The sequence below is a fragment of the Methanosarcina sp. KYL-1 genome (assembly GCF_024372725.1).
Lineage (GTDB): Archaea > Halobacteriota > Methanosarcinia > Methanosarcinales > Methanosarcinaceae > Methanosarcina.
Genome location: NZ_VOUA01000030.1, coordinates 12,991 through 32,733, shown reverse-complemented (window position 1 = coordinate 32,733; position 19,743 = coordinate 12,991). Strand labels below are relative to the sequence as shown.

Here is a 19,743-nt window from a genome sequence, read left to right as displayed (position 1 = left end):
TCGAAAAAACAGCTTTTTGAAACTATTCCGGAACGATTTTTATGGCAGTCAGTACTTCTACGCTAATCTTTCTTGTTCTCATTTACCTCGTGTGCATCTTCTACCTCGCCCGCATGGGTTACAGGAAGAGTTCCCAGACCGATGGGTATATGCTCGCCGGCCGGAAGGTGCACCCCGCCATCATGGCCCTTTCTTACGGGGCGGCATTTATCAGCACCTCTGCGATCATAGGGTTCGGAGGAGTGGCCGCTTCCTTAGGTATGGGGCTTCTCTGGCTTGTCTTTATGAACATCTTTTTCGGCATTTTCATCGCTTTCGTGCTCTTCGGGCCTAAAACCCGGCGCATGGGGCTCAACCTGGGAGCAGTTACATTTCCGGAATTCCTTGGGAGGCGTTTTCAGTCCCGCTTCATCCAGGGTTTTTCCGGGCTTCTGATTGGGATTTTCATGCCGCTATATGCAGGAAGCGTACTCATCGGAGCTGCACGTTTCCTTGAGACGACCCTGGGAATCAACTACAACTTCGCTCTTCTTATCTTCACGATTATCATTGCTTCCTACGTTCTCAAAGGCGGGCTGCTTTCCGTCATGTACGTGGATGCCTTCCAGGGCACCCTCATGTTTCTCGGAATGGCCTTCCTGCTTATCTTTACCTACATAAAACTCGGAGGAGTTGTGGGAGCCCACCAGGCGCTAACCGATATGGCACCCCTGGTCCCGCAGTCCCTCGTCGACATAGGGCACCAGGGTTGGACAGCAATGCCTGCTTTCGGCTCCCCGCTCTGGTGGACAATGGTCTCGACCCTCTTCCTGGGAGTCGGAATTGGTGTGCTCGCCCAGCCGCAGCTCGCAGTCAGGTTCATGACTGTCAAAGACGACCGCTCCTTAAAAAGGGCAGTCCTCGTGGGCGGCCCCTTCATCCTTATGATGGCAGGCGTGGCTTACGTGGTGGGAGCCCTTTCCAACGTATACTTCTACAGGACCACGGGCCAGATCGCCCTTGAGGTTGCAGGAGGCAACACGGACCTTATCATGCCGGCGTACCTGAACAGCGCCATGCCTGAACTATTTGTGATGTTCTTCATGCTGAGCCTGCTCTCGGCTGCCATGTCCACTTCGGGAGCCCAGTTCCATGCAATGGGTACGGCCATCGGGCACGACTTCTACCAGGAAGGTATCATGAAAGGAAAGTCAAGGGGCACCACCATCCACGCCACCAGGATCGGAATGGCATTTTCCATCCTGCTCTCGGTCATCCTGGCTTACATCCTCCCGGAAAGCATCATCGCCCGGGCAACTGCAATGTTCATGGGCCTCTGTACCTCGGCCTTCCTGCCCATATACATGGGGGCACTCTTCTGGAAGCGCATAACAAGGGAAGGAGCCGTGGCAAGCCTGGTCGTCGGGTCCGTGAGCAGCCTTTTCTGGCTAACCTTCGTCCACGCAAAAGAAGCAGTCCCCCTGGGAATCTGCCAGGCAATCTTCGGGAAAGCCACCCTGCTTTCAGGCACCTGGCCCCTTGTGGACCCGATCCTGATCGCAACTCCGCTTGCTTTCCTTGTGGCAGTCGTGGTAAGCCTTGCAACAAAGCCAATGCCGGAGAAATTCCTGGAAAAATGCTACAGTCTCAGGCCCGAAGACGATGATGAAGACGCCCTCGGACAGCCCGCACACACAACAGCCGATACGGCAAGCATTTAAGGCTGCCCGGCGGCTTAAGAGAGGGATTATCCCTTCTTTTCTTTTTCCCTTCTTTTCTTTTTCTACTCTTTTCTTTTTCTACTCTGTTCTTTTTCTACTCTGTTCTTCTTTTTTTATCCTGATTGAATACGGCTCCGCGTAAACATTCGTCCCCGTAAACATCTGTATTTCACCTTTCCTTTAGTGAACCAGCCTCCCTCATGGTTTTCACTACTTAGCAACACCCCGAATACTCACCGGCCGCGAAGTCGGCCGGCCTTTCCCTAAAAATACAGAAAAAAACTTCAGGACCTGAACAAACCAGCTTCATGTTCTATTGCACCGCTCAAAAAAAGCATACATATTTTGCGAAAAGCCGCGGCTCAAGGCATTGATTCTAAAATCCTGAGTCATGCACCTCATTCTAATTATCAGAGATTTCTTTGTGGAAAAAGATGAGGAAGAAAAGATGAGGAAGAAAAGATGAAGAAGAAAAGATGAAGAAGAAAAGATGAAGAAGAAAAGATGAGGAAAAATAAGAGAGAATTTTCACTCCTCTTTTCTTACCGGGAGGGTTTGCCCGCCGTGAGGCATCAGGTGGATTTTTGCGTCAGGATTTTCCGAGAGGACTGCAGAAAGAGCTTCATGTATGTCTGCCACGGGGGTAAAGAATGCCGAACGGGTCTGTTCTTCTGGGAGCTTTGAGACCAGGTAAAGCTTGAATCTCTTTGAGGCTTTTGCGACAATTGCGCTCTTGTGCCCTCCGAACTCGAAGCAGTGCTTGAAGCGTTCGATAGCATCATCCGGCGTCCTGCATTCCCTGTTCCAGCACTCGTAGACCTGGTTTCCTATCCCTTCGGCACATTCGGCCACAAGGATTATGGAACCTCCTTCCTTTACGGCCTGGGTTGCATTGTCAAGGGACTTGTTTGCCTGGTAGAGGTTTATGTCCTTCGGGTAGCCTCCGCAGGATACTATAACAGCGTCTGCAGGCTCCACAGGCACCTTGTACATGGAATCTACGGCCTCGACCCCTTTCCTGTGGGCTTCGATAAAGTCCCCGGCAACGGCAGCAACGATCCCTTTTTTGCTGTCGAGCACGACGTTCAGGATAAAGTCAAGCCCGAAGATTTTTGCGGCTTCTTCCATGTCCTGTCGGACAGGGCTGTCTACCCTTCCGGAAACTGCCTTTTCCTCAATCATCATCTTGTGGTTGGTAAGTACGGACTCTTCCGAACTTACGCCCGGGAGGACGGACTTGGCACCGCCGCTGTACCCTGCGTAGTAGTGGAACTCGATTCCTCCGGTCCCGACAACAACATCAGCGTCCAGGACTTCTTCAAAGACTTCTATCGGGGTCCCGCGGGATGTTACTCCGATCCGCCTGCACCTGCCGGTATCATGCTGGATGCAGCGGATTTTGCCGTAAATTTCCTCTCCTACCAGCTTCTTTGACTCCTCTTCGGTCTGCTGCCTGTGCAGCCCGAGGGCAAAGACGATAATTATGTTTTCGTCCCTTGCTCCTCCAAGGTAGAGTTCATCAAAGAGCGGAGGAAGGATTTTTGCGGTGGGGGTCGGGCGGGTCACATCACTTACAATGACAGCAATCTTTGATTCGGGGTTTACAAGTTCGGAGAGGCGCCGGCTGTTTATGGGGTTTTCAAGCGCCTTTTTGATTAAAAAAGCCCCATCTTCCCTGTTTTCAGGTTCCGAGGGCAGGATGATGCTGGAGATGTTTTTATCAGGAACACCCAGCTCTAATTTCTCGCTGCCGAAAGCGAGTGGAATCTTTTTTATATTTGTCTTCATGTTCATGGCCGGTCATTTCGTACTGATGCTATAAAATCATATAGGTAAACAATAGGGCCCTGCACCTCAAAACTGCAGTTCAAAACTGCAAATACCATCAGACACAAAATTTCATATTTTGCTTAATATTTCACACAAATTATAGTGGTCCGGCAGGCTTATTTCCGGACAGGCAGAGTCCATCCCCCATCCGGCATCACATGGATTTTCGCATCCGGGTTTTCCGCAAGGATTGCATCAAGGGCTTTTTGCACGCTTTCCATGGGGATGAAATAAGTGCTCCTGCTGATGTCTTCGGAAAGTTTTGATACCATGTAGAGCTTGAACTGTCCGGCAGCCTTTCCTACAATGGCACTCTTATGCCCTCCGAACTCAAAGCAGTGCCTGAATTTTTCAACCGCCTCATCCGGGGTTTTGCATTCCAGGCTCCAGCGCTCGTACACCTCGTCTCCTAGCCCTTCTGCGCATTCGGCTACAAGGACAATCGAGCCTCCCTCTTTTACGGCAGGGACGGCGTTTTCCAGGGCTTTGGTCGCCTGGTAAAGGTTTATGTCCTTCGGAAAGCCCCCGCAGGAAACGATGACCGCGTCCGCAGGCTCCACAGGAACCTTGTACATGGCATCCACATACTCTGCCCCTTTCCGGTGGGCCTGGATGAAATCCCCGGCAGCGGCTGCAACGATTTCTTTCCTGCTGTTGATAACCACGTTCAAGATGAAGGCAAGGCCTGCGATTTTTGCGGCTTCTTCTATGTTCTGCCTTGCAGGGCTGTCGACTCTTCCCGAAAGGGGTTCGCTTTCGAAGAGTTTGCTGTAAAAACCGTGGAAGGAAAGCACGGCTCTTTCCGAACTGACTCCCGGAAGGATGCATTTTCCCCCGCCGCCGTAGCCCGCGTAATAATGGAACTCAACGGTCCCCGTGCCGATAATGAGGTCTGCGGCCGCTACTTCTTCAAAGACCTCAACCGGGGTCCCGAAACTTGTCTCACCCAGGCGGCGGCACTTTTCCCTATCGTGCTGGATGCAGCGGATGCTTTCGTAGATTTCATCCCCCACAAGCTTCCTGCACTCCTCTTCGGTCTGCCTGCGGTGCAGCCCCAGGGCAAAGACGATTGTGATATTTTCGTCCCTGGCCCCTCCGAGCCGGAGCTCTCCAAGGAGAGGGGGTAAAAGTTTCGCAGAGGGGGTGGGCCGGGTTATGTCGCTTACAATGATTACGGCCCTGGATTCGGGACCCACAAGCTCTGAGAGGCGCTTACTGCCTGCAGGGTTCAGGAGCGCCTTTTTGATGATGGATATTTCGTCTTCCCTGGCTTCAGGTTCCGATGGCAGTATGACGCTGGAAAGGTTTTTTTCGGGGATTTCCAGCTCCACTACCCCACTGCCGAAAGCAAGAGGGATCGTTTTCGTATTTGTCTTCATGTTCATGCCCGCGAATTTATTTTAATGCTATAAAACGATATTGAAAAACGATATTGAAAAATCAAAAACAGACAGGACAAAAAAAGTAAAATCGGGAATAGACGAATTACTCTTTCAAACGTGCATGCAGGATTATTTACTATTGGAAGCATAATAGAGTTTACAGGGATAGTCATATATGGGGTTCTGTCTGAAAGGGGCGCGGGTTAAAAGCCGCGGGGAAGACAGAACCTTCAAAAATGATGCAAAAATCAACGCTTTTCATAGCATGCCGAATTCATAACATGCCGAATTCATAACATGCCGAATTCATAACATGCCGAATTCATAACATGCTGAAACTGAACCTGAAAAGGGGAGTGAAAACCAATGGAAAAAGAGAGAATTTCCTACCACGAGTCCGTACGGAAAATGTACGAGAAAATTAAAAAAGACAATATGACCAACGTCTGGGACCGCTATGAGGCCCAGGGCCTGGGTGGGGTTCCTGACCGCAGGTGTACTTTCTGTATGGAAGGAGTCCGCTGCGACCTCTGTTCCAACGGCCCCTGCCGTTCGGATGCCGAAAAAGACAAGAGAGGCGTATGCGGGATTACAGCCGACGGCATGGCGATGCGGATGATGCTGCTTCGGAACGTGATGGGGGCATCCACCTACCAGTACCACACGGACCAGACAATCCGGACCCTCCGGGAAACTGCAAAAGGCAAAACCCCTTACTCCATAAAAGAGCCGGAAAAACTGAGGACATTTGCGGGCAGGCTGGGGGTCGAGACCCTGGGGACTGATTCGGAAATTGCCCTTCGCCTCTGTGAATTTGTGGAGAAGGACTTTAACAGGCCTGCCTACGAGCCCAGCAAGATTGTGGAAGCCCTTGCTCCTCCCGAAAGAAAGAAAAGGTGGGAAGAGCTGGGCATATTCCCGGGGGGGATCTACGGGGAGATGATGTTTTCCACAAGCTCCTGCCTGACAAACGTGGACGGGTATTACGTGAGCCTGGCCTTAAAAGCCATGCGCCTGGGCGTGGCAATGGCATACCAGAGCCAGATAGTAAACGAGTACTGCCAGGACATCCTTTTCGGAATCCCAAGGCCCCACATGATGAGGGTTGACCTCGGGGTACTTGACCCGGAGTATGTAAACGTGCTCCCGAACGGGCACGAACCTTTCCTCGGCTTTGCCATGGTCCAGCTCGCAAGAAAACCCGAGTGGCAGGAGAAAGCAAAAGCTGCAGGAGCAAAAGGCCTGAGGGTCATTGCCAGCATCGAGACCGGGCAGGAAATGATCCAGAGGTGGGAGGAAGACGATATCTTCTACGGTTTTACCGGGAACTGGATTTCCCAGGAAGCGGTGTTTGCAAGCGGGAGTGTGGACCTTTTTGCCGCAGACATGAACTGCTCGCTTCCGGTCGCTCCCCTTTACGCCGAAAAATACGGGTTCAAACTCATGCCAGTAAGCGAACTCGTGGCCTTTGAAGGCATTACCGAGCGCCTGAACTACAACCCGATTGAAGCTGGAAGGCAGGCATCAAAGCTTCTGGAAATGGCAATTGAAAACTTCAAAAACCGGAAAAGCTCGGTAGAACCCTTGTTGAAACTCCCGATGAAAGAAGCAGTTGTCGGCTTTTCAACCGAAAGCATCCTTGAAGCCCTCGGAGGCACCCTCGACCCCCTCCTTGATGCCATAAAAAGCGGTGCAATCAAAGGAGTGGTCGGCATGGTTTCCTGTACCACCTTAAGGGACTCCGGGCAGGACACGCACAGCGTTGCAGTTGTAAAAGAGCTGATTAAAAGGAACATCCTGGTCCTCTCCCTGGGCTGCGGGAACGGGGCAATGCAGGTTGCAGGCCTCTGCTCTCCCGAAGCCCGGGAGTTTGCCGGGGACAGCTTAAAGGCAGTCTGCGAAGCCCTGGGTGTCCCGCCCGTGCTCAGCTACGGGACCTGCACCGACACCGGAAGGCTTGCAGACCTCCTCGGAGCCATCTCCGCAGTCCTGGGAGCTCCTGTCCCAGCCCTGCCGGTAGCTGCCGCTGCCCCCGAGTACATGGAGCAGAAAGCCACAATTGACGCCATCTTTGCCCTTGCCTTCGGGCTCTACACCTACGTAAACCCTGTCCCGACCGTCACCGGAGGCCCGGCCCTGGTCAAACTGCTGACCGAAGACTGCAAAGAAGTGACAGGCGGAGTCCTGAGCGTGGAAAAGGATGCCGTAAAGGCAGCCGACGGGATAGAACAGCACATAATGGAAAAGAGGAATAAGCTCGGGATCTGAAATCCCGGGATTCTACTCTATTGGCATGGAAGTCCGTGATGATTCCGTTCATCACGTACTCTTCCTTTCCTTTCCTATCATTTTTTTCCTTTCCTTTCCTTTCCTTTCCTTTCCTTTCCTTTCCTTTCTCTTCTCCCCTCTCTTCTCCCCCTCTCTCTTCCCTGTTTCTTTTCAAGAGATCCTCAACCGAAATCCTTATTGTAAATTCAGGGCTATGGCAGGGGTATGGAAATGCAAAGGGAAATCCAGATTCTCTGCGGGACAGTCCAGGTCCCTGTCCTTCGGGAATTCCTGAAGGTGGTAAGTTCCATCGCCTCCGGGCATGACGTCGTAATCCAGGGGCTGAATGCTGATCTGATTGCAGGTGAGAGGCACCTCCATTTTGCTGTAGGAAAGGCTCTCCGGGCAGTGGCTGCAGGCAGGAACGTGGCAAAAGACCCCGGAATTGAGATCATGCGCTATGCGGCCGGGGAAAGACAGATTGAAAAGAGTTTCTCTATAGGGCTGCATGAAGGGGAGAACAGCGCTGCATTCGTGCTGCTCGGAAAAAGGGACGATGTACTTTCCTCTCTCTCTGAAATGAAACAGCTAATTGAAGAAAAGCCGTGTCCCGAACTGCTCGCCTACTCTGAGTCCAAAAGAAAAGGGATACTTGCCCTCTTCGGGATCACGGCTGCGGAAATTGAGGCTGCAGGAGAAGAGAAGATTCCCGAGTTTGTGCTTGAGAGGGTGGCGCTGGCAGATATCTCAAAATGAGTCTTCAGCTCTTACTTCCTTTCCGGTTCTCATCTGAAATTTTACCATTCCTTCTACTTTTTCCTCAAACCAGTCCATAAGGGCGAAAGCAAGGTCCCTGGAGCTTTCAAGGAAATGATCCTGCCCCCGGATTTCCTTTTCCGGCCGGATGTATTTTCCTTCCACGATTTCGTGTCCCTGGTCAGTTATAAGGTTCTCTATCCACTGGCTGTCGGCTTCGGGGTGGAACTGCAGTCCGAGCACGTTCCCGTTGTAGATAAAGCCCTGGTTCGGGCAGGCTTCGTTTTCGAAAAGTTTGACTGCCCCTGCAGGGATCTCAAAAGTGTCCCCGTGCCACATGAAGGCGGTAAATCCAGGGAACATGCCGGCAGGAAGGCCCGGGGCAGGAAGGCTTGGATTCACATTTTCACTGGTTACTGAACTCACCTCTCTTACTGAACTTACCCTGTGCCAGCCGATTTCCTTGTATTTGTTCCGGGTGACTTTCCCGCCCAGGACTTCTGCAAGCATCTGGGCGCCGAAACAGCTCCCGAGAATCGGTTTTCCGGTTTCGATAGACCTTCTGACAAAATCCTTTTCAGGCTTTAGCCAGGGGTATTCTTCCTCCTGGTAGACACTCATCGTGCCTCCCATTATAAGGAGCAGGTCAAACTCTTCGGGGTCCGGAAAGGAGGGGGCTTCCCCGTAAAGCAGGGTTTTTGTGAGCGTGTGGTTTTTTTGGGATATCCAGGTCCCGATATTTCCGAGGGTTTCGTTTTCCAGGTGCTGGAGACAGTGGATTTTCATGGGGGTTTCACCTTGAGGAACGGACAATGAAAGGTTTTTTTTGTTTTTCAAAAGAATATATTGCCTGGAGGGTCTCATGCGATAAACGTTTCATTTGATAAATATTTGTCTCCAGTATAAAACACCGGGGTGGAGCAATAGACTTAATATAAGATTAAGCCAACAGGTCACATAAAAAGGCGAAGAACAGCTCTTAAAAATGAATCTTTTCATTACCAAAAATTAATTCTACTTTAAAAATAGAATTTCATTATCAGGAAGCAGGAGAATAGAGTCGATTATCATGCCTCACCCAAAGACTGTAGAAGAAATGATCGAGTGTGCTGGCCCGATTGAGTGTGATTTACTGCCGAGGCTCGTCCAGGTGACGGAAGCCGCTGCCATTGCCGCAGCCTACCAGATGGGGCGCGGAGACAAGCATTTTGCCGATCAGGTGGCGGTTGCATCCATGAGGAGGATGCTGAACAGGCTGGACATGAAGGGCATAATCAAGATTGGAGAAGGGGAACGCGACGAAGCGCCCATGCTCTACATCGGGGAAGAAGTGGGGACCGGCAAGGGTGACCTTGAGGTGGACATTGCCGTCGACCCCCTGGAAGGGACAAACCTGACCGCTGACGGGGCTCCCGGCTCTGTCGCAGTCATGGCCATGGCCGAAAGAGGCGGGATCTTCCACGGCCCTGACATCTATATCGATAAGATCGTTGTAGGGCCCGAGGTTGTGCAGTATGAAAAAGAACACCCCGGTGAAAAGATCGACCTGGACGCTCCGGTCCGGCACAACCTTGAGATCGTCGCAAAGGCCCTGGAAAGAAGCGTTGAAGAGCTTGTGGTCGTTATCCTTGACCGGCCCAGGCACGCCCAGAAAATAACCGAGATCCGGGAAGCCGGAGCCCGCGTCAAGCTGATCACGGACGGGGACCTTATGCCAGGGGTTGCAACCGCAGTCCGCGGCTCGGGCATCCACATGGTAATGGGTGCAGGCGGCTCGGGGGAAGCCGTGCTCACGGCAGCTGCAATCAAGATCCTGGGCGGAAAGATCTTGGGGAGGCTTGTGCTTCCCACGGTTGCAAACGGGAAGCCAAAGGATAAGATCGAGGAAGAAATCGAAGAAAAGCTCCCCAGGCTCGAGAGGATGGGAATTACCTTAGAAAACCTCAACGAAGTCCTGGACACGGATAAGCTGGTCCCAGGAAAAGATGTGATCTTTTCCGCAACAGCCGTAACTCCCGGCCACTTCCTGCGCGAAGTCAACCTCTTCGGCAACGGGGATGCCAGGGTGCACACAGTTTCCATGGGCTCCTCAGGTGCCGTCAGGTTCACGGACAGCATATACATAAAGGATAAGCGGGAGACTCCCCTCTACCTGTAAATCCTTTTTACCTTTACTACCTTTTTCAACATTCTTTTCTTTTTCCTCTTTTTCCTTCTTTTTCTTCTTTTTTGAAAAAAGGTTAAGAACCGGAAAAACGAATGCATGCCGGAAATATATTGTCCGGAAATTTATTGTCCGGAAATTTATGTGAAAATTCAGAGCAAAAAGGGTCCGTTAGAATATGAAGGTCTATCTTGAAAGTTTTGGCTGCTCGGCAAGCCAGGCATCGGGCGAGATAATGAAAGCAGCTGTGGAGAGGCTAGGACATGAACTGCTGTGTTCCGGTGAGGCGGAAAAGGCGGAGGTCTATATCTGCAACTCCTGCACCGTCAAGTACACCACCGAGCAGAAGATCCTCTACAAAATCCGCAGCATGGGCGAGAAGGGTTTGGAAGTGGTTGTTTCAGGCTGTATGCCCGAAGTCCAGTTAGACGACATCCTGCACGCCAACCCCGAAGCCCATATCCTGGGCGTAAATGCAGTTTCCCGCCTCGGAGACCTCCTTGCCTCAATCGAGCAGAGGAAAAAGGAAGGCCTGCTAGCCGGGCGCCTGGAGATCCGGACTTCCGAGCCCCTGGGCTTCCTGAACGTCCCCCGCGAGCGCTCAAACCCCAATATCCACATCTGCCAGATCTCCCAGGGCTGCAACTTCGCCTGCTCCTACTGCATAGTCAGGCACGCCCGGGGAAAGCTCCAGTCATTCCCTCCCGAAGCCATAGTCGAAGACATCCGCTCCGCCGTTGCCGAAGGCTGCCGGGAAATCTGGCTCACCTCCCAGGACGACAGCCAGTATGGCATGGACACCGGCTTTAAGCTCCCCGAGCTCCTGCGCCTGATCTCGGAAATCCCCGGCGACTTCAAGGTAAGGGTCGGCATGATGAACCCCTTTTCCGTTCTCCCCATCCTCGACGACCTGGTGGACGCCTTCGACTCCGACAAGATCTTCAAACTCCTCCACCTTCCCATCCAGTCTGCCTCCCATTCCGTCCTGAAACGCATGAACCGCCTGCACAAAATGGACGCCGTGGACACAATCATAACAAAATTCCGCTCCCGCTTCGACGACCTCTCCCTCTTCACCGACATAATCGTGGGCTTCTGTGATGAAACCGACGAGGATTTCGAAGAAACCGTCGAATGGGTCAAAAAATACCGCCCAGAAAAAGTCAACATCTCCCGCTACTCCCCCCGCCCCCACACGAAAGCCTTCACCTTCCGGAACCTCGACTCCCGGATTCCCGTCCAGCGCTCCCACGACCTGCACAAAGTCTGCGAGCAGATCAAACTTGGGTCCAAGCAGCAGATGATCGGCTGGAAAGGCAGGGTCTTTGTCTCGAAATACACCGAACTCGGAGACGTCCTCACCCGCACCGACTCCTACCGCCCCGTGGTCATAAGCGGCTCAAACCTCAAGCCCGGCGAATACGCCAGCGTGGAAATTACAGCTGCAAAGCCCGGGTATTTCCTGGGGAAACTGCTTGAAGAATGAGTTTTCCCGTCCCTGGATGCCGGCGTAAGTTTGTTTCGACCCGTTCTCTTGTGCCGGCGTACATTTCTTTTCATTTCGTTTCGTTCCATTTCTTTTCATTTCGTTTCATTTCAAATCGTTCTCGGATACCAGTGCATCATTCATTTAGAGCTGTTTTCCGTTTCCAATGCACCTTTTGTTTCGAACTGCTTGTAAGTACCGGCGTACTCACCGGTCGCTTGCGACCGGCCTTTTCCTAATGAAAAAAGAAAAATGAAGATTCTTGCTTCCCACAGCCTGCGAAAAACAAATCAGAGCAAACTTCCTCATTCCTGGCTGTTGATTCTGTGTGCTCTTTTGATAGTTTCATTGTTTTATTTCAGTGTGTTTTTTGTGCTTTTCCAACGTCATTGGCAGCGTTTTTTTACACCGAGTGTCTTCGTGTCTTTCATGGAAAACGCCGCTCGTAAACGAGCGGGACAATAAAGGTTAGATAAGGTATTAAGGAAATACGCTTTCAACATCACCGTCCATACCATCAGCCCCGGCAGCGATGTAAACCGCCCCCTGCTCGCCGGCATCTGCAGGACGCACAATTAAATATTTTGGCTTCTTCTGTAATCCGGGAGCTTATCAATTTTTATCCCGGAGGTCATTAGAGTGCCCCTTAAAACCGAATACGAAAAAGTCGAACCCTACACCACCAAAGACGGCTCAATAATCCGTGAACTCATGCACCCCTCAGTCCACGGAAACTCAAACCAGAGCCTCGCCGAAGCCACGGTGCCGCCGGGAGGAGTTACGATCCTTCATAAACATGCGGTGGCTGAAGAAATCTATCACATCACCGAAGGCAGCGGGATAATGACCCTCGGCAATGAGGAGTTCGAAGTCAGGGTAGGGGATACTGTCTGCATCCCGCCGGGAACCCCACACAGGATCAGAAATACCGGTGAAAAGGAGCTGAAAATTCTCTGCTGCTGTGCGCCGGGGTATGCACATGAGGATACGGAATTGATGGAATAGTAACAAAATCAGCAAATCAACAGAATCCACATGAAATGATTTCTAATCACGTGATTTTCAGTTTTGTTTTCTGCTTATTCGCTCCCAAAATAACGTTTTTGGACTGCCTTTAGGTGCCTGCATATCCTTAATTTCAAACTGCTTTCAGGTACCGGCACTCTCACCGGTCAGCTTGCTGACCGGCTTTTTCCGAATATGAATAGAAATAAAAGACTTATTTTCTTATGTCAGACTTGAAATCGAATAAGAAACTCTGACTTAAAGTCAACACTTTTTTCTCGATGGATTAAATGAATAGTTCAGAACTCGGAATGAGAACTCGGAATGTTAAATGCTGTGTTTGCGTTCGATAGCTTCACTCTGTTTTCCATTCGCCTTTAAACACTTTTGAACTTCACTGGCAGTTCTTTTCTTTATTTATTTGAGTCTTCTATTTTTTTCATGGAAAAGACCGCTCGCAAGCGAGCGGGCAAGAACCACAGGATTCGGCTAATAAGGTTGCTTTGTCTTATTTGTTCCCAAAAAATGTATCCCGTTGCCCTGTCTTAATTATCGCCTTTTTACCCTTCTCCTCATACCACTCTTTTACCCTTCTCCTCATACCATTCGTCCCTTGCCTCCACAATCGCCCTCATGTTCGCAAGCGGGGTCATAGGAGCGATTCCGCAGCCGGGGGCGAGGATGTCCACGCCGTCCGAGAGGCACTGTTTTGCTTCGGCTTTCACATGTTCGGGGGTCCCGAAGAGGAGGGTACCTGAGGGGGAGATGTTTCCGATTAACCTTGCCCGGTCTCCTATTGAGGCTTTTGCGGCTTTTATGCTGACTTTTTCTTCGATGCTGATGGCATCGAAGCCGCACTCGGAGAGGGTTTTCAGGGAGCCTCCTACTTCGCCGCAGATGTGGAGGATTTTGGGGCCTTTCAGGTTTTTGCAGAATTCTTTGTAGAAGGGTTTGACGGAGTCTTCCAGGACTGAAGGGGGCATCATTCCGGAAGCTACTATCCCGCCGTCGGGCATGCAGAGGGCGTCTGCGCCGTGGTCGAGGAGGGCATTTGCGTACTCGATGCAGACTTCGGTACAGGTTTCCATGAATTGGGCGACATAATCGGGCTTTTTTATCATCCAGATGAGGCAGCTTTTTATTTCCGCGAGGTGGGAAAAGACTGTCAGGGGACCTTCCATGCCTGCGATCAGGGGGACTTCTCCCCCGGTCCTGGCTTTCAGGATTTCGGTTGCTTTGAGGACGACGGGAATTCTTCCCTTTTCCAGCAGGGCTTCGGGAACTTTGAGGCCTTCGGGACCTTTTGAGAATGGATGGGATAGGACCGAGGGCTGGATGCTCTTTGTGCCCATCCGGACCTCGCAGCCCAGGGCTTCGGCAAGCACGGTCAGGCAGTAGGGGTAGCGGACGGCTTCAAGGCCTGCAATTTCGTGTCCGGCAAGGGCAAGGGCTGCCATCTTTTCCGGGTCGGAATGTGCGTCGGGCCAGGAGGCACCGGTCATGTCCATAAGTTTCCAGGTACCGGTCTGGGTTACCGAAAGGGCCGGGACTCTTTCGACGGGCTTTCCATGCAGGGCATTAAGAAAGTTTTTCCTGAGATTTGTTTCCATTTTTCTGGCTCCTTTTTTTACCAACTTTTTTTCAATGGAGTTCCAATTTTTTTCCAATCATTTCCGGAACAACCTGGCTTTTGACCGTTCCCTCGTTTCAATTCCTTCCAGGATCTCAAAGGCTAAGTTTGCAGTAAATTTATCTTCCGAGGAAAGTAAGACCTTCAGGAGGGCTTCATCGTCCTTCGTGCAGATCTCGCTGAGGGAGCTTGCAGATTCTGCTTTTACAAAGCGGTTCCAGTCATAAAGCGTATCGATAAGGGGCTCAATTGCTTTTTTCGGTTTTATTCTTCCAAGGGCTTTTGCAGCTGCCAATCTTGTAAAATCGTCATAGTCATAAAGGGCATTGATGAGAGGGTCCACTGCATTTTCCGCCTTCATCCGGCCGAGGGCTTCGGCGGCTCCCCAGCGGCCTCCGTTGTTTTCGTCCGTGAGCGCTGTAATGAGGGGTTCGATGGCCTTTTCGGACTTTATTTTTCCAAGGGCTCTTGCAGCTTCCCCCCGGACAAAATCCACGTTATCTCCAAGGGTGAGTTCGATCAGGGGCTCGAGGGCTTTTTCTGACTTTATTCGGCCCAGAGCCTCGGCTGCAAGCCTTCGGACCATTCCGTCTTCGGACTTGAGGGCATCTATCAGGGGGTAAAGAGCTATTTCGGAGTTAAGGTTGCCCAGGGCTTCGGATGCAAGCTTCCGGACCTCCTCATCTTCGTCTTTAAGGGCATTAATAAGAGGCTGAAGGACTTTTTCTGTCTCTTTTTCAGATCCTTTTTTAAATTCTTTTTCAGATCCTCTTTCCGGTTCTTTTTCAAATTCTCTTTCCGGTTCTTTTTCAGGTTCGTATTCGGATATGTTTCCGAGGGCTTTTGCTGCCTCCCTGCGCACAAATTCGTCCTCGTCTACAAGGGCAGTAATCAGGGTGTCCAGGATCCGGTGCGATATATCTTCTGATGCACTCACCGCTTTTATCCGGGCCAGGATTTTTACTGTTTCCCGTTTCACAAAAATGTCCCCGGACCCGAATGCGCGGATGAGAGGTTCGAGGGTTTTTTCGAGTTCCAGCTGTCCAAGGGCTTTTGCTGCTCCTTTCCGGACGAAGTGGCTTTCATCTGTAAGGGCGAGGAGAAGCGGGTCAACGGCTCTTGTGCATTCTATCATTCCAAGAGCCCTTGCGGCTTCCAGCCGGACTGACTGTTCCCTGTCCGAGAGTAAGCTTATCAGGGGCCCGACAGCTCTTTCGGCCCCTATCAGTCCCAGGGCTTCAGCGGCTTCCTTTCTTACGGATTCGGCTTCATCAGTGAGCGCCGAGATAAGGGAATCGAGGGCTTTTTCGGACTCCGGGCCTATCATCCCGAGCGCCTTTGCAGCTTCTCTCCGGACACAGTGGTTTTCGTCCACAAGGGCGCTGACCAGGAGTTCGTGAGTCCCTTCGGATTCTATTTCCCCGAGAGCTTTTGCTGCCATCCAGCGCACGAGCTTGTCTTCGTCTTCCAGGGCTTCCGTGAGTATGGCAATGGCCTTTTCCGATTTCATCCGGCCCAGGGCCTCTGCAGCCCCAAGCCGCACAAAATTGTCCCCCTCCTGAAATGCCTTTATAAGGGGGTCTGCGGCCTTTCCGGTTTTTGCCCTGCCAAGTGCCCCTATGGCTCCCAGCCGGACGAAATCGTCGTCCGAGGTAAGTGCGTTGACAAGGATTTCGAAGGTCCTTTCGGATTCGACCTGTGCCAGGGCTTCGGTAGCTTCCAGCCTGACAGCCCGGTTTTCATCTTCAAATGCTTTTGTGAGCAGTTCGACAGCTCTTCCGGACCCAAGCGTCCCAAGAGCTCTCACAGCTTCCCTCCTCACCGAATATTCCTCATCTCCAAGGGCGCCCGTAAGCGGAGGAAGGGCTGCCTCTGATTTTGTTTCCCCAAGCACCCTCACTGCTTCCCTTCGCACCAGGACCTCTTCATCATGAAGCGCCCCGGCAGCCGCGCCAATCCCGCAGTTCCCAAGCTTCTCAAGGCTCCGAATAGCCTTTATTTTTTCCGGTGTAAATCTGCTTTCGAGTTTCCCGGCCAGCAGTGAGCATAATTTTTCCTTTGTTTCGGGTCCGGCTTTCCCGGCGCATTTTGAGGCAAGCCACAGCTCTCCACCTGTAATAATGGAATTTACCAGTTCATCGGCAGATTCAACAAGCTCGGATGTGAGCATGAGCACATTTTCCCATCCAGGATGCCTGAATGCCTCAGAGATGTCCTTTCCGTTTTCGAAGTACGTTTTCAGCTTTAAAGCTGCAAAATATTCCTGAAAAGACCTGCCAGTTCCGATTCTTATCTCGGCGCCTTTTTTTGTAAGGAGCCCTATTTCGGTACAGGCCTGAATAAGCTCCCTGGCCTCCATTCTGCCGGAGGGACTGTCCTTTAAGTGTTTCTCCGCTATATCAAGGGCATAGAGGTATTCGCATGAGAGCTTATTCTTGCACTGGAGTTTGAAAGCCAGGTCAATAAGAACATTTTCAATTTCCTTCATTTCCGATCCCGTCTTATCATGTCCAGCCCTTTCAAATATAAAAACCCGGAAAATATCCGACCGGCTGGAAGGGACCGGAAGGGGGTTAAGGGGATCCGGATTAAGATAAGGTAGATTAAGGAAATCGGGATTAACGGGGTCGGGATTAATGGGCTCAAAACGAGCTGTCTCTTTTTGACCCGTTGCAATTTTAAGCCAGAGGCAAAGCATCAGGGGATTTCGGATGAATGGATTTGATCGGGCTTCTTTTAGGGTTTTTGCGGTCAGGATTTTTGCTTCTTCCTCTTCATGTATGTGTTTTTCTATGAATTCCCGGATATTTTCGTCTGTGAACTTTTCAAGTTCGAAAGCCCCAAAAGTACTTTTTATGATCGCAAAACTCCCGGGCCTTGAGGCAATTACGTATCTGCAGGCTTCGTACTCGGAGATGAAATCGGAAATTTCTTCAAATGGATGAAAATTGTCAGAAGGTGTTAGCAGGTCAAGCCCGTCGAAAAGTAGCAGGGCTTTTCCTTCAAGCAGTTTCTTAAAACAGGCTTCTGAAATTCCTTTTTGTTCTGCTTTCGTCTTTAAGTAATCGTAAAAAGGGCCTTTAACATAAGAATCAAGGGCTGCGTAAACGGGAACGAACCTTTCACTTTTCTCAAGGCATCTCCTGGCATAGGAGGCTTCCAGCCATTTAAGGGCGGCAGTCTTTCCCGAACCTGCTTCCCCGTAAATAAGCAGGTGTTTTTCTTTTTCCATGATTTTGGGGATATTGAATTCACGGGCCAGGCAGACGTTTTCTTCAAAAAGACGGCGAGTGATTGGTAATATTTCCCTGACCGGAGGTGCAGTATAATACTTTCCCGTTTCATTGGCACTGGCATCCAGGATTATGTCTCTCAGGTACTTCTCCGGTTCTCCGCCTGGACCACTCTCCGGACCACTCTCCAGGTCACTCTCTGGAACACTCCCTTTCAGAGACATAAGGCACCCATTATTTTACCCGATTTTACAAAGAGTCGCCGCAACTCACCCGTTGCATTCATCTCTTTTTGTCGGGATACCTTTTTTAGTTTACCGTTTTTGCCCTATATTCCTGACCTTTCGGTTCACTGTTTTTATTTTGTGTTCCTCTCCTCTCGGTTTACTTCTCCTTCCGGTTTACTGCCTTTCTTTCGTGTCACGGACCTTTGCAGCTTACTTCCTTTCTTACTTCCTTTCTTACTTCCTTTCTTACTGTCTTTCGTTGCTGTCCCTGACCTTTTCGACGACTTTCTTGTTGTACGAGTTCACGACGTCGCTCCGAGTGATCAGGCCCAGGAGTTTTGTCCTGTCTTCCCGGTCCACAACCGGAAGCCTTCCTATGTCTCTTACGGCCAGGCGGTTGAGGACAACGTCAAGGCTTTCGTCAGGGTATGCAACTTCCACTTCCCGGCTTGCAATGTCCCCTATTTTCCTGTCCACTTCCCCGTACTTGACCTTGCCGCGAAGGTCGGAGAGGGTTACGATGCCTGAGAGTTTGCCTTTTGAATCCAGGACCGGGAAACCGGCATGGCGGCTTGCCTGCATGAGGGCAATTAAGGTGCCGACGTTTTTGTCTTCGGACACGGTCTGGACGTGCTTGACCATGGCGTCTTTTACGAGCATTGAGACCATGATGTCCACTTCTCTCCCCTTGCGGATTTTAAACCCTTTCTGCCGGAGCCCTTCCGTGAAAATGGACTCAGGGTAGAGGGCATTTGACATCACGTTGCTCAGCACGCAGGCAAACATGAGAGGAAGGATAAGGTTGTAGTCCCGTGTGATCTCGAAGAGGATCAGGATGGCGGTAAGGGGAGCCCTTGCAGTTCCGGCAAAGACCGCTCCCATCCCAACCATGGCATAGGCTCCGGCTTCTGCCGGGATTCCCGGGAAAAGCATGTTTGCGGCTGTCCCGTAAGCTCCTCCAAGCATTGCACCTGCAAAAAGGGAGGGGACGATCGTCCCACCCGAGCCTCCCGAGCCCAGGCTCAGGGAAAAGGCGACGATCTTTAAGACGAGCAGGATTAACAGCAGGTTGAAGGGGAACTGGTTGTTCAGGGCGTCCGTAATTACGGAATAACCCATCCCGAGGATCTCTGGATAAAAAAGGCCGATTAAGCCTACCCCGAGCCCTCCCAGGGCCGGCTTGAAAATGGGATGGATGCGGATTTTCGAGAAAATTTCCTTTGTGAAATAAAGTGCCCGGATCAGCACCGTTGAGACCAGGCCTGCAAGGAGCCCCAGGACAAGGTAGAGTACAAGTTCCTGGTAGGGGCTGACCAGCTGGTAGGAAGATATCTGGATGGGTTTTATCCCGAAAACAGTGGTTGAGACCAGGGTTGCGAAGACTGAGGAAATTACGATAGGGATAAATGTCTTGGTTTCAAGTTCCCCGTAAATCACTTCAACGACGAAGACCACGCCTGCAAGAGGGGCATTGAATGCAGCAGCTATCCCACCGGAAGCCCCGCAGCCCAGAAAGATCCGGAGCTGCCTTTCCGAACTCTTGAGGGCTCGCCCGACCAGGGCTCCTACCCCTGACCCGGCCAGGACTCCGGGAGCTTCTTTCCCGAGGGAACCTCCCGAACTGATCGTAATAATTGAGGTGAAGACTTCAAGAAACGCATAGAAAGGATTAACCCTGGCTCCCCGGAGAGTTACAGTTTCGATAAGCCCTTCCACACCGTAGTGGTGTTTTATAAGGAAGTACGAGATTGCTCCCACCAGCAGCCCTCCCAGGGCGGGCATGAACACTATATAATAGTGTGGGAAATCGTGCATCTGGGCACTGCCCTGCATCCCGAACAAAACACTGCTGTATCGGAGGGCGCGGTCGTACACCCCGATTACAAGCCCCGTAAGAATGCCTATGATGACGGCAATAGAGTTCACCCTGGCGGATTCTGTATCAAACCTCCGGGCTATATGCTCTGTTATCTTATGGTATTCTGTTATATTGTGGAACCGATACCTGGACTCTGGACCAACTTCCAAACGCTAGCGCCTCTTGAGGACTTTTTATGCTTCG

Annotated in this window: 12 protein-coding genes; 6 read left to right on the top strand and 6 right to left on the bottom strand. The window is 51.3% G+C overall.

Annotated features, from left to right (window positions below; genetic code table 11):
* Positions 1–41 precede the first annotated feature (41 nt).
* The gene (locus FTO70_RS15350; RefSeq protein ID WP_255336640.1) at positions 42–1,700 is read left to right on the top strand and encodes a sodium:solute symporter; all 1,659 of its coding nucleotides are present in this window, start codon (positions 42–44) and stop codon (positions 1,698–1,700) included.
* Between the two features lie 528 nt (positions 1,701–2,228).
* On the opposite strand, the gene larA (FTO70_RS15345) is transcribed toward FTO70_RS15350, so the two are convergent.
* On the bottom strand, positions 2,229–3,488 hold the full coding sequence (gene larA / locus FTO70_RS15345; protein WP_255336658.1) for a nickel-dependent lactate racemase: 1,260 nt from the start codon (positions 3,486–3,488) through the stop codon (positions 2,229–2,231).
* 158 nt (positions 3,489–3,646) lie between these two features.
* Positions 3,647–4,909, bottom strand: a complete 1,263-nt coding sequence (gene larA / locus FTO70_RS15340) for a nickel-dependent lactate racemase (protein WP_255336657.1) — start codon at positions 4,907–4,909, stop codon at positions 3,647–3,649.
* A gap of 369 nt (positions 4,910–5,278) precedes the next feature.
* Here larA (FTO70_RS15340) and cooS point away from each other — a divergent pair, with 369 nt between their 5' ends.
* Entirely contained in the window at positions 5,279–7,180 is a 1,902-nt protein-coding gene (cooS, locus tag FTO70_RS15335; protein ID WP_255336639.1) for an anaerobic carbon-monoxide dehydrogenase catalytic subunit, read from the top strand.
* Between the two features lie 231 nt (positions 7,181–7,411).
* Positions 7,412–7,936, top strand: a complete 525-nt coding sequence (cgi121, locus tag FTO70_RS15330; protein ID WP_255336638.1) for a KEOPS complex subunit Cgi121 — start codon at positions 7,412–7,414, stop codon at positions 7,934–7,936.
* Here cgi121 and FTO70_RS15325 read toward each other — a convergent pair.
* A complete protein-coding gene (locus tag FTO70_RS15325) occupies positions 7,928–8,722 on the bottom strand; it encodes a type 1 glutamine amidotransferase (RefSeq protein WP_255336637.1) in 795 nt (264 codons plus the stop codon). The genes cgi121 and FTO70_RS15325 overlap by 9 nt on opposite strands.
* Positions 8,723–9,005: 283 nt before the next feature.
* Here FTO70_RS15325 and glpX point away from each other — a divergent pair, with 283 nt between their 5' ends.
* The 3 genes from glpX to FTO70_RS15310 all read left to right on the top strand — a co-directional run bounded on the left by glpX (position 9,006) and on the right by FTO70_RS15310 (position 12,591).
* Positions 9,006–10,094: a class II fructose-bisphosphatase gene (gene glpX, locus FTO70_RS15320; RefSeq protein WP_255336636.1), complete on the top strand. Its 1,089-nt coding sequence runs from the start codon at positions 9,006–9,008 to the stop codon at positions 10,092–10,094.
* A gap of 184 nt (positions 10,095–10,278) precedes the next feature.
* The gene (locus FTO70_RS15315; RefSeq protein WP_255336635.1) at positions 10,279–11,586 is read left to right on the top strand and encodes a tRNA (N(6)-L-threonylcarbamoyladenosine(37)-C(2))-methylthiotransferase; all 1,308 of its coding nucleotides are present in this window, start codon (positions 10,279–10,281) and stop codon (positions 11,584–11,586) included.
* Between the two features lie 639 nt (positions 11,587–12,225).
* Positions 12,226–12,591 (top strand): cupin domain-containing protein, encoded by a 366-nt coding sequence (locus FTO70_RS15310; protein WP_255336634.1) that lies wholly within the window; start codon positions 12,226–12,228, stop codon positions 12,589–12,591.
* A gap of 572 nt (positions 12,592–13,163) precedes the next feature.
* Here FTO70_RS15310 and mtaA read toward each other — a convergent pair.
* From mtaA to FTO70_RS15295, 3 genes are all read right to left on the bottom strand, one after another.
* Positions 13,164–14,201 carry a methylcobamide:CoM methyltransferase MtaA gene (mtaA, locus tag FTO70_RS15305; protein ID WP_255336633.1) on the bottom strand — a complete coding sequence of 346 codons (1,038 nt, stop codon included), beginning with the start codon at positions 14,199–14,201 and terminating at the stop codon, positions 13,164–13,166.
* A gap of 57 nt (positions 14,202–14,258) precedes the next feature.
* Positions 14,259–17,678, bottom strand: coding sequence for a HEAT repeat domain-containing protein (locus tag FTO70_RS15300; protein WP_255336632.1), 3,420 nt, complete (start codon positions 17,676–17,678; stop codon positions 14,259–14,261).
* A gap of 249 nt (positions 17,679–17,927) precedes the next feature.
* A complete protein-coding gene (locus tag FTO70_RS15295) occupies positions 17,928–19,709 on the bottom strand; it encodes a chloride channel protein (RefSeq protein ID WP_255336631.1) in 1,782 nt (593 codons plus the stop codon).
* Positions 19,710–19,743 lie beyond the last annotated feature (34 nt).